The sequence below is a fragment of the Pontimicrobium sp. MEBiC06410 genome, from assembly GCF_053601615.1.
Genome location: NZ_JBSHNT010000162.1, coordinates 90,826 through 103,366, shown reverse-complemented (window position 1 = coordinate 103,366; position 12,541 = coordinate 90,826). Strand labels below are relative to the sequence as shown.

Genomic DNA, 12,541 nt, shown 5'->3' with positions numbered 1-12,541 from the left:
AATTAAAAGGCTTTTTTAGATAGGTTTTATTATTTACCACCATCAAGTCTATCTTGCCAGTCTTTAAGCTCTTGCCATTTACCTTGAGACGCTAAAAGCGATTGTTTAGGCCAAGTTCCTGGTTTATGTATTTTAAAGCGTTCTCCACCACTGTTTAAAATAGATTGGCATTTTTCTACACTACAATTAGCAAGTTCTACCCATGTTTTTACATCATGATTATGAAATAATTCTTGTATTTTAGGGCCAATGCCTTCAACTACAGTTAAGTCATTTTCTTTAATACGTTTTCCAAAAATAGACTTTGCAGCATCTGCATTAAAAACAACTGTGCTTATATTTTCACTTGTAGGTGTTGCAGTTATATTAGAAGCCATCATGTTAGATCCTAAGCCACCATTACCAGCACCAGAAGCAACACCATTATCTACATTAGTGTTTTTTTTATTGCTGGCTCTGCATTTTTCAAGATCTGCCTCTAATATGGCTATTCTGTTCTTAAATACATTAATATCTACATTACTGTTGTTTTTTAATAGTCGCCCTAATAAGTAGCCTAAAACAGCACTTATAAGTCCTACTAATATTGGGATTAATATACACCACATAATTTTTTTGTTTTATTAGTTAATGGTTACTACTACTCTTCTGTTTTTTGCTTGACCTTCTTTGGTAGTATTATCTGCAATAGGTTGGTCTGGCCCTTTAGAAGAGGTTTTTATTTTAGATTCAGAGATTCCATTCTTTTTAAAGTATTCCTTGATTCCATTAGCTCTATTCTGTCCTAATATAATATTATCTGCTCTTTTACCCTTACTGTCTGTATGCCCAATAATTTGTATTGTAGCATTATCAGTTTTATCTACATATCTAGATATTTTTGCAACTTTTTCACGCTGTTCTGGAGATAGATTTATACTAGTGTTTCCTATTTCAAAATGCATGATTAAAGGGTTCGCTATAATCGTTTCTTTTAAAGCAGCTAAATCATCATTTGCAGATTTATCGCTGGTATCTATTGTTTTTAATAAATATGCTACAGGGCCAAAATAAATACCTTTTGTATTTGGTACTAAGCTATCGTTTATTTTTCCAAAGATATTTATAGACTTAGATGAAGCTCCGTTTTTAATAAGATGATTTTTTACAATATTGGCTCTAGCTAGTCCTAAATTAGGGAAAGCACTATTGTTTTTTTCTGTACTAGTGTAAAGCCCAGTAACATCAATAGCCTTATTAGTATTGTTGTTTAAATAATTAGTTAGTTTTCTAACTTCAGAGTTTAGGTCTTCTGGCACAGGGTTAAGAATAGAAAAGCTTGAAGCTTTAAAATTAAAATTACCAATAGATTTAAAAGACATACCGCTTTTGGAATCTATAATAGAAAATTTGTGCTTTGTAGGATCTTTAATTTTGGGGGCTTCAGGGACTATTGTCTCAATTTCTGTTGTTTTGTTGCTGTCTTCATAACAAGATTTACAGCATAAATAATAATACAGAATTGTACCTAGAATAATAGTCAGTAAAATCCCTAGAAAATAACTGGTTTTTTTACTCATTATATTATATTATTTTGGTTAGTGATATTAATTTATTAAATAAAATATAATTTTTTAACACTTTTAGTATTAAAAACTTTAAATAGTGGTTTATATCCGACGAATGACATATAATAATTGAAAAAAAGGGTAATCTTCATTAAATAGAGTAAAAAATGTATTAAATAATTTTTGAAATTATAACTAAATATTTAAGAATAAGTTCATTACGGGAAAACCCGTAATTTTTAGAGAATGATTTTTTTTCGATATGTATTTTATCGAAAAAAATAAAAACCCGACTATTTGTTCGGTCGAGTTTTGATACATTTATTACGGATTTTTCAATAAAATTCACAAAAAATTAATTAATCAACCAAAAACCTCATTAAATTATGAAGAAAAAAGTACTACGCGTTCTTGCTCTTCCATTACTTGCTGGTCTAGTTAGCACATCAAGTTATGGTCAAGAACAAAAAAATCTTTCAGAAAAAATTAATAATGCTAATGGAGAACCTGGTTTAATTGTCTTTCAAAAAGAGTCATCTTATAGGTTACAAGATGCTAATACACTTTTTAAAAATCAATTACAATCAGGCGAGAATGACACTTTTGTTCAGATTAAATCTGAAACAGATAATCTAGGGTATGTACACCATAAATATCAACAAAAATATAACGGGGTTGCTGTAGAATTTGCCACTTATACATTACATGCAAAAAATGGTAGAGTAAATACTATGAGCGGAGAGTTTTACAATGTTAAAGATGTAAATACTACACCTGTATTAACTAAAGAACAAGGTTTACAAGCAGCATTAAACCATATAGGAGCTCAAAGCTATATGTGGGATAATGTAGAAGCAGCAAATAAATTGGGTTATACCAAACCAGAAGGAGAATTAGTATTATTGCCTAATTTAGATTATCAAGGTAAAAACACTGCTAATAATGCCTATTTAGCATATAAATACGATATTTATGCAACACAACCTCTAAGCAGAGGTGTTTTATATATTGATGCCGTTACAGGAGCACCTTTATTTTACAATAGTGTAATAAAGCACGTTGGTGAGCATGCTAATTCAGCATCTAACTTAGGTGCAGTAAGTGATGAGCATGGGCATACGGTAGAAAAAACAATGGAGTATAGAGCAACAGGTAATGCTGCAACACGATACAGTGGTACAAGAACAATTACTACTAGACAAATTGGATCTCCTTATACTCTACGAGATAACACTAGAGGTGGAGGCGTTAATACTTATAATAGTGGAGGACAAAATAGTTACCCAACAACGAATTTTACAGATGCTAATAACGATTGGACAGCTGCAGAATTTAACAACTCTAATAAAGATAATGCTGCGTTAGATGCGCATTGGGGAGCAGAAGTAACTTACGATTATTGGCAAGCAACGCACTCAAGAAATAGTTTTGATGGCTCTGGTGCTGCAATAAACAGTTGGGTACATTACGATAACCAACCAGGAGGAGCAGGATATGATAATGCTTTTTGGAATGGAAGTGTAATGACTTATGGTGATGGGTCCTCTAATGGAAATGAAGGAAATGGTTTCTTTGATGCCTTAACATCTTTAGATGTAGCAGCGCACGAAATTGGTCATGCAGTGACAACAAATACAGCCAATTTAGCATACAGAAGAGAGTCTGGTGGTTTAAATGAAGGATTCTCCGATATTTGGGGAGCAGCAGTAGAACACTATGCTAAAGGAAATGGAAATGATGCAGCCCCAAGCGCAGATACATGGTTAATAGGAGATGAAATAGATAGAAGATCTGGATCTATAGCATTGCGTTCTATGAGTAACCCTAATGATCGTAACCAACCAGATACTTATGGTGGAACATACTGGAAAAACCCTAACTGTGGAACTCCAACTCAAGCAAACGATTACTGTGGAGTACATACAAATTCAGGCGTATTAAACTACTGGTTCTATTTAAGTGTAGTAGGAGGTAGTGGAACAAATGATATTGGAAATGCATTTAATGTTTCTGGTATTGGAATGGATAAATCGGCTAAAATTGCATACAGAACATTAAACAATTATTTGTCTGCTAACTCAACGTTTGCAAATGCAAGAACTGGAGCTATACAAGCAGCAAAAGATTTATATGGTGCAGGTGGAGCAGAAGAAATAGCAGTAACAAATGCATGGCATGCCGTTGGTGTTGGTGCAGCGTACTCTGGCGGAGGCGGCGGAGGTGGCGTTAGTTACTGTAGCTCTAACGGAAACAATACTAACGACGAGTATATTAGTCGAGTACAAATAGGATCTATAAATAAAACATCTGGCGTAGGAACAACTAGTACTGGATATTCAGACTTTACAAGTACATCAACAGATTTATCAGTAGGAGCATCTTCTACAATTACAATTACACCAACATGGACAGGTACAATATATAATGAAGGTTATGCGGTATTTATAGATTATAACCAAGATGGAGATTTTACAGATGCAGGAGAAACAGTATGGACAAAAGCAGCGTCTCAAACAACACCAGTTTCTGGTTCGTTTACTGTGCCATCTTCGGCAACATCTGGAGAAACAAGACTACGTGTATCTATGAAATATAATGGAGTACCAACATCTTGTGAAAGTTTCCAATATGGAGAAGTAGAAGATTACACTGTAAATATTACTACTGGAGGTGGTGGAGGTAATCCTACAGGTTGCACATCTGGAATAACATCATTCCCGTACAGTCAAGGCTTTGAAAACACATTAGGGTCATGGACACAAGCTAGTGGAGATGATTTTAATTGGGCATTGAGAAGTGGCGGAACACCATCAAGAAATACAGGGCCATCTAGTGCTAATCAAGGAAGTTACTATATTTATATGGAATCTTCAACACCAAATTATTCAACAAAAAGAGCAATTTTAAACTCTCCTTGTCTAAATTTTGGTTCTTTAAGTAGTGCAACAATAACTTTTAGATACCACATGTATGGATCTAATGCTATGGGGAGTTTAGCTCTGGAAGCAAGTACAGACGATGGAAGCACATGGAGCTCTGTATGGAGTAAATCTGGAAACCAAGGGAACTCATGGCAAACAGCAACAGTTAATTTAAATACTTATGCAGGTAATAGTAATGTAAAATTAAGACTTAATGGTGTTACAGGTACTACATGGCAAGGAGACATGGCGGTAGACAATTTATCTATCTCTGGTTCTTCAACTGTTGTAAATAATACTTTAATAGATACACAAGAGAACTTATCTAATACTATAAGTATATATCCTAACCCAGTAAGAGGTAATGCATTATTTGTTAAATCTAGTTCAGATTTAGAGTACACAATAGTTAATGCATTAGGACAACAAGTTGCAAAAGGTAGAACACAATCTAACGAAATTAATGTTAGCGATTTAAAATCTGGATTATATATGATTCAGTTTAATTCAAATAGTAAAATAATCACTAAAAAGTTTATAAAACAATAATTATAACTAACCAACCACTAATTATTGTTAGAAGCCTCGATGAAAATCGAGGCTTTTTTTGTTTAACGAAGGAAAATTTAACCTCTTGCATTACGGTAAAAACCATACTTTTTCGCGAACGATTTTTTTCTTCAACGCTTTTAATCGAAAAAAAACAAAACAGAATAAATATTCTGTGTTTTTAGATATTTTTATTGTCTATATCATAGAATATTAATTAAATTATTAAATAATCCTCATGAAAAAAACAATTATTTTATCATTATTTAGTTTTCTTTTTGTATTAACTACTTTTTCTCAAGAAAGAACATGTGGTACAATGGAAAACTTAGAACTTAGAAAACAGAAAGACCCAAATCTTGAACAAAGAATGGAGGAGATTGAGGCTTATACTAAGGTTAAAGTTGCAGAACTAGAAGCATCCTCGAATAAAATTAACGGAGAGATAATTACTATTCCTGTAGTTGTACATGTATTATATAGAAATAGCACAGAAAACATTAGTGAAGCTCAAATACAATCGCAATTAGATGTGTTAAATGAAGATTTTAGACGTACAAATAGTAATGCAGATAATACATGGTCTCAAGCGGCAGACACGCAAATAGAGTTTTGTTTATCTACAATAGACCCTAATGGAAATGCTACAACTGGTATTACAAGAAAACAAACAACACGTCAAGATTGGGGGGCTAATGATGATGCAAAAAGAGCATCATCAGGAGGTATAAACCCATGGAATACTTCAGAGTATTTAAACATGTGGATTGTTCCAAAAATGACAACAGTATCTCAAGGACAAACAATTAATTTATTAGGTTATGCTCAATTTCCTGGGGGATCGGCTGCCACAGACGGATTAGTTATGATATATAATGCATTTGGTAGAGTTGGAGCAGTGACGGCTCCTTATGATGGAGGAAGAACAACAACTCACGAAATAGGACACTTTTTAAACTTACGCCATATTTGGGGAGATTCAAATTGTGGAAATGACTTTGTAAGCGATACGCCTACACATAGAACCTCTAATAGTGGTTGTCCAGTTGGTCAAGTATCTTGCTCATCTACAGATATGCCACAAAATTATATGGATTATACAAACGATTCATGTATGAACTTATTTACATTAGGTCAAAAAAATAGAATGAGAGCAGTATTAGAAGCTGGTGGAGCACGAAGAAGTTTAGCTTTATCAGATAAATGCGGATCGGTAACACCACAACCAACTTGTACAGATGGTATTCAAAATGGAGACGAAACTGGAGTAGATTGTGGAGGATCTTGTTCACCATGCCAAACAGGTAACCAATATTGCGCATCAAATGGAAATAGTACAAACGATGAGTATATTAGTCGCGTACAGTTAGGGTCTATAAACAAAACATCTGGAGCTGGTACTACAAGCACAGGGTATTCAAATTTTACTAATACTTCAACAGATTTATCTAAAGGAGCTACAGCTACTATTAGAGTAACACCTACTTGGACAGGAACTAAGTATAATGAAGGTTATGCTGTATTTATAGATTATAATAAAGATGGTGATTTTACAGATGCAGGAGAAACTGTTTGGACTAAAGCAGCATCTCAAACTACACCAGCAGTAGGAACATTTACCATTCCAACTGGAGCGGCAACAGGAGCAACCAGAATGCGTGTATCTATGAAATATAACGGTATACCTACATCATGCGAAAGTTTCCAATATGGAGAAGTGGAAGATTATACAGTAAATATTGTAGGATCTACACCAACAGTTAACTATTGTTCATCAAATGGAAATAGTACAAACGATGAGTATATTTCTAGAGTAAGAATAGGATCAATTAATAAAGCATCTGGAGTTGGTACTACAAGTACAGGATATTCAAATTTTACATCAACAAGTACAAACTTATCTAAAGGAACTTCTTCTACAATAACTATAACACCAACATGGACGGGAACTAAATATAATGAAGGTTATGCCGTATTTATAGATTACAACCGAGATGGAGACTTTACAGATTCTGGAGAAACTGTATGGACTAAAGCAGCATCGCAAACAAGCCCAGTAAGTGGTTCATTTACTATACCAAATAATGTTGCAAATGGAGTAACAAGAATGCGAGTATCTATGAAATATAATGGTGTGCCAACATCTTGCGAAAGCTTCCAATATGGAGAGGTAGAAGACTATACTGTAAATATTGGTGGAGGAAATGTAAGAGAGTTAGTTGCAGAAACTATTGCAATTAGCATTTATCCTAATCCTGTAAAAGATATTTTATATATTAAAACTACGGAGAATTTATCGTACACAATAGTTAATATGCTTGGCCAAGAAGTAGAGAGAGGAAATACTACAGGAAATGGTATTAATGTTAGCGACTTTAAAACAGGATTGTATATGATTCAGTTTAATGTAAATAACAAGGTTATTACTAAAAAGTTTATTAAACAATAATTTGTAGAAATCAACCAAATTTAATTTTTGTTAAAGCCCTGAGTAATCAGGGCTTTTTTTGTTAATAAAAGCGTTAAAACTGTATGAATTTGATGTCTTTAAGTGTTTTTCATCGAAAAAAAACTAAAAATCGAATAATCATTCGGTTTTTTTATTACTTTAATATACTATAAAACAGAATATTAACTAATCCACTAAATTATTATTATGAAAAACAGTTACAAATTGTTTTTGCTGCTAATCTTTGCAGTACAAAGCTCATTCTCTCAAAGACAAGTTAAAAACGTTGTTCAAAATCATTTTAATAGCATCTCAGAAGTTTCTGAAGCTAAAAAAATGGATTTGGCCGAATGGAAAATTACAGATGTCGTTCCATCATTGAATCCAAATATCCAGCATGTGTACGTACAACAGTATCACAATAATATTCCAATTCAGTTTGCTGGTTATAAATTAACAATTAAAAATAATCAAGTAACATGGGAAATTAATCAGTTTGTTTCAGACATATCATCTAAAGCAAATGCAGCAATACCATCAATTACTCCAGAAGATGCTATATTAAAAACAATTAATAAGCATCGTTTAAAAAACCCTACGCTAAAAGGAGTTAAAAATGAGAATGGTATTTATGAATATAAAAATTCTGGAATAAGCTCGGAACCTATTAAAGTTAAGTTATTATACCAAAAATATAATGAAAGGTTGAGGTTGGTTTGGAATGTTAACCTATATCAAAAAAATGGTGAGCATTGGTGGAGTGAAAATATTGATGCAAATACAGGACAAATACTATATACTGAAGATTGGGTTGTTTCTTGCAATTTTGGAGATCCTAACCATAAAAACCATGATCATAACAATGAAAGTATTTCTACTGTAGAAAAAACGGATTTATTTTTAAGAGAAGAAAAAACTACAACAGAATTTGTAGTTGGCGGAGGGTCTTACAATGTATATCCTTTGGGAATAGAAAGCCCTAATCATGGAAGTAGAACAATAGTTACAGATCCAGCAAATGCAATAGCATCTCCTTTTGGGTGGCATGACACTAACGGTAGTGCTGGAGCAGAATTTACCACAACAATAGGAAATAATGTTAGAGCACAGGATGATACCAATGGTAATAATGGAATAGGTGTTTCTCCAGATGGAGGAAGTGCATTAAATTTTGATTTTCCATTAAACTTAAACAATGCACCTTCAACATTTTTACCAGCAGCAACTACCAATTTGTTTTATTGGAATAATATTATACATGATATAACCTATCAGTATGGTTTTAACGAAGCATCTGGTAATTTTCAAGAAAACAATTATGGTAAAGGAGGGGCAGGTAGCGATTCTGTAAATGCAGATGCTCAAGACGGTAGCGGAACAAATAATGCAAATTTTGCTACTCCTCCAGACGGAAGTAATCCAAGAATGCAAATGTTTTTATTTACAAATCCTACTAGAGATGGTGATTTAGATAATGTAATTATTGCTCATGAATATGGTCATGGAGTTTCAACACGATTAGTTGGAGGGCCATCAACTAATGCATTAGGAGGATCGGAACAAATGGGAGAAGGATGGTCGGACTGGCTGGGGTTAATACTAACCATTCGTCCAGGAGATACTAGAAATACAGCAAGAGGTGTAGGTACGTACGCTATAGGTCAAGCGACAGATGGTGGTGGAATTCGTCCTACAAGGTATTCTACAGATACAGCAGTTAATGGAACAGATTATAATGATATTTCTGGACTTTCTGTACCTCATGGAGTTGGTTATGCATTTGCAACTATTTTATGGGATATGACTTGGGATCTTATAGATTTAGAAGGCTATGATTCTAACCTATATACAGGTACTGGAGGAAATAACATTGCTATGGCTTTAGTTATTGAAGGACTTAAAAATACGGCTAACAATCCAGGTTTTGTTTCTGGTAGAGATGGTATTTTACAAGCAGATCAAGATCTTTATGGAGGACAATATAATTGTTTAATTTGGGATGCTTTTGCTAAAAGAGGAGTGGGAGTAGATGCTGTAGAAAATACGAATGGAGGAACTAACACTAATAATGATCAAACGGCATCTTTTACAAGTGGTTGTTCTTCTCCTCCACCTCCAATAACATGCGATACTACAATTGCTAGTTTTCCATACAGCGAAGGTTTCGAGAATACATTAGGTAGCTGGTCTCAAGATACAGGAGACGATTTTAACTGGACACTTAATACAGGAGGTACGCCTTCTAATAATACAGGGCCAACTGGTGCTTTTGAAGGCACATATTATGTGTATGTAGAAGCGTCTAGTCCAAATTTTGGAGGCAAGAACACAATATTAAACTCTCCATGTTTTAACTTAACAGGTTTAACAAATCCAACAGCTAATTTTCATTATCAAATGATTGGTAATGCCGTTGGTACTATTAGATTAGAAGTTAGAGTAGATGGTGCCCAAACATGGACAGAAATATGGTCTCAAACAGGAGATCAAGGTATTAATTGGGTTGGTGAAAGTGTAAGTCTATCTGCTTATGTAGGCGAAACAATACAATTAAGGTACAGAGCTACAACAGGTACATCTTGGCAAGGAGATATAGCCATAGATGCTTTTAATATTACATCTACTACTGTAGATACAGAGGCGCCTAGTATACCTTTAAATTTAGTATCAACTGGAATTACACAAACAACTGTAGATTTATCTTGGGATGCTTCTACAGATAACGTCGCAGTTACTGCTTACGAAGTTTTTCAAGGAAATACTAGTTTAGGAGATGTTACAAATACAACAATGCAAGTAACAGGACTTACTGCTAATACAGCTTATGCTTTTAGAGTTCGCGCAAAAGATGCCGCAGGAAATAACTCTGGATTTAGTAATACACTAAATGTAACGACTAATTCAACACCACCACCTGGAGGCTGTTTAAATGGAGTTAATTCTCTGCCATATGGAGAAAGTTTTGAAGCTGATTTTGGACTTTGGACTCAGGCTACTGGAGACGATTTAAATTGGACTCGTGACTCAGGTGGAACACCATCTAACGGCACAGGACCATCTTCAGGAGCAGATGGCGCTTTTTATGTTTACGTAGAGGCTTCAGTTAACGGCACAGGCTACCCAAATAAAAGAGCTATTTTAAACTCACCATGTTTTGATTTAACAACTCAAACTGAGGCAACATTTATTTTTAATAACCATATGTTTGGCTCAACAGATGGGGGGCGTGTAGATTTAGAAGCAAGTAGTGATGATGGTGCTACTTGGACAAGTTTATGGAACCAAACAGGAAACCAAGGGAACCAATGGAATACCGTTTCAATTAATTTATCTGCATATGTAGGAGGTTCTGTTCAATTACGTTTTAATCGTGTTACAGGCGGTACATGGCAATCGGATTTTGCATTAGATAATGCCCGTTTAATAGCAGGAGGAGGCAATTCTGGATGTGTTGGAGGAGAAACGGCTCCTTATAATGAAGGATTTGAGTCTAGTATTGGACTTTGGACGCAAGCGAGTGGAGATGATTTAAATTGGACTCGTGATTCAGGTGGTACACCTTCTAATGGAACTGGGCCATCTACAGGATCTGAAGGCGCTTCTTATATGTATGTAGAGGCATCAAGTAACGGTACAGGTTTTCCTAATAAAAGAGCTATTTTAAACTCACCATGTTTAGATCTTAATGGAGCTTCTAGTGCTGCATTTGCTTTTGATTATCATATGTTTGGCTCTACAGATGGTGGCCGTATAGATTTAGAAGCTAGTAATGATAATGGTGCTACATGGACAAGTATTTGGAATCAAACAGGTAATCAAGGTAATCAGTGGAATGCAGTCTTTTTAGATATTTCTGCTTATGTTGGATCTGGACTTCAGTTACGTTTTAATCGTATCACTGGAGGCACATGGCAGTCTGACGTGGCTATAGATAATATAAATTTAACGACATCTACCACTTTTAATGCTTTAACTACTGGGGGAGCGGTTACAGATAGTAGCACTACATTTGATATTAAAATTTATCCAAACCCAGTTAAAGGAGAATTATTGAATGTTTCTACATTTACAGAAAACTTAGATTATAAAATATACAATATGCTAGGGCAAGTTGTTTCTACAGGAAAGCTAAAAGGTAGCAGTATAAATGTTTCTAATTTAGAGGCAGCTGTTTACGTTGTAGAGTTTTCTAATGAGAGCAATAAAATGACTAAACGTTTTATTAAAGAATAATTATAATTAACTAACTGTATTTTAAAGCCTCGATATCATTCGAGGCTTTTTTAATATATAATATTATTATGGTTTAACGTTGATAAACTTATGTGTGAGAACTATTTGTTAATTTAAATAGTTTTATACATGAAGAATTTCATCTTCATTTAAAATAGCTTCGCCTCGAAGTCTTAGTAAAATTTGTGCTACAGCAATAGTATCTTTTTCACAATAAGTAACTATACGGTCTATATCATTAGTTTCATAATAAACACTATACACTTCGCTTCCATCAATATCGTCTTTTGGCGATGGTATGCCTAAAACATTAGTTAATAATTTTAATGATGTATAGTTTTTGTAGTCACCAAATTTCCATAAATCTAAAGTGTCTAAATGTGATACCTCCCATGGTTTTTTTCCAAAGAGGTTTAGTTTATATGGTAATTCAATATTATTTATAATCATACGTCTGGCTATATACGGAAAGTCGAATTCCTTGCCATTGTGCGCACAAAGTAAATGTTTTGCTTGGCTAAAATGTGAAATGATTAAGTTTTTAAAATCCTTTAATAATTTAGCTTCTTCTCCAAAAAAGGAAGTTGTTCTAAATAATCTAATATCTCCTTGCATTGTGAAATAACCAACCGAGATGCATATTATTTTTCCAAATTCTGCCCAAATACCAGCACGTTCATAAAACTCTTCGGCGGAAAACTCTTCCTTACGTTGGTATTTAGACTTTAAATCCCATAATTCTTGTTTAGTTTCGCTTAATTCTGAAAAATGTTGTGTTTCGGGTACGGTTTCAATATCCAAGAACAGTATGTTCTCTAAATTAAGTTTCGAGATCATAAATT

6 protein-coding genes are annotated in these 12,541 nt (G+C 34.0%); 3 read left to right on the top strand and 3 right to left on the bottom strand.

Annotation, left to right across the window (positions count from 1 at the left end):
- Positions 1 to 29: 29 nt before the first annotated feature.
- Both ACVC08_RS16250 and ACVC08_RS16245 read right to left on the bottom strand, forming a co-directional pair.
- Positions 30 to 608, bottom strand: coding sequence for a hypothetical protein (locus tag ACVC08_RS16250; RefSeq protein ID WP_452599110.1), 579 nt, complete (start codon positions 606 to 608; stop codon positions 30 to 32).
- A 15-nt stretch (positions 609 to 623) separates the two neighbouring features.
- The gene (locus ACVC08_RS16245) at positions 624 to 1,559 is read right to left on the bottom strand and encodes an OmpA family protein (protein ID WP_452602837.1); all 936 of its coding nucleotides are present in this window, start codon (positions 1,557 to 1,559) and stop codon (positions 624 to 626) included.
- A gap of 374 nt (positions 1,560 to 1,933) precedes the next feature.
- Between ACVC08_RS16245 and ACVC08_RS16240 the strand changes: the two genes are divergently transcribed.
- From ACVC08_RS16240 to ACVC08_RS16230, 3 genes are all read left to right on the top strand, one after another.
- Positions 1,934 to 5,017: a M4 family metallopeptidase gene (locus ACVC08_RS16240; protein ID WP_452602836.1), complete on the top strand. Its 3,084-nt coding sequence runs from the start codon at positions 1,934 to 1,936 to the stop codon at positions 5,015 to 5,017.
- Positions 5,018 to 5,255: 238 nt separating this feature from the next.
- Positions 5,256 to 7,466: a GEVED domain-containing protein gene (locus ACVC08_RS16235; protein ID WP_452602835.1), complete on the top strand. Its 2,211-nt coding sequence runs from the start codon at positions 5,256 to 5,258 to the stop codon at positions 7,464 to 7,466.
- 207 nt (positions 7,467 to 7,673) lie between these two features.
- Positions 7,674 to 11,699: a M36 family metallopeptidase gene (locus ACVC08_RS16230; protein ID WP_452602834.1), complete on the top strand. Its 4,026-nt coding sequence runs from the start codon at positions 7,674 to 7,676 to the stop codon at positions 11,697 to 11,699.
- A gap of 123 nt (positions 11,700 to 11,822) precedes the next feature.
- Here the strand turns inward: ACVC08_RS16230 and ACVC08_RS16225 are convergent, their stop codons facing one another.
- Positions 11,823 to 12,536, bottom strand: a complete 714-nt coding sequence (locus ACVC08_RS16225) for a 3'-5' exonuclease (protein WP_452602833.1) — start codon at positions 12,534 to 12,536, stop codon at positions 11,823 to 11,825.
- Between the last annotated feature and the right edge of the window lie 5 nt (positions 12,537 to 12,541).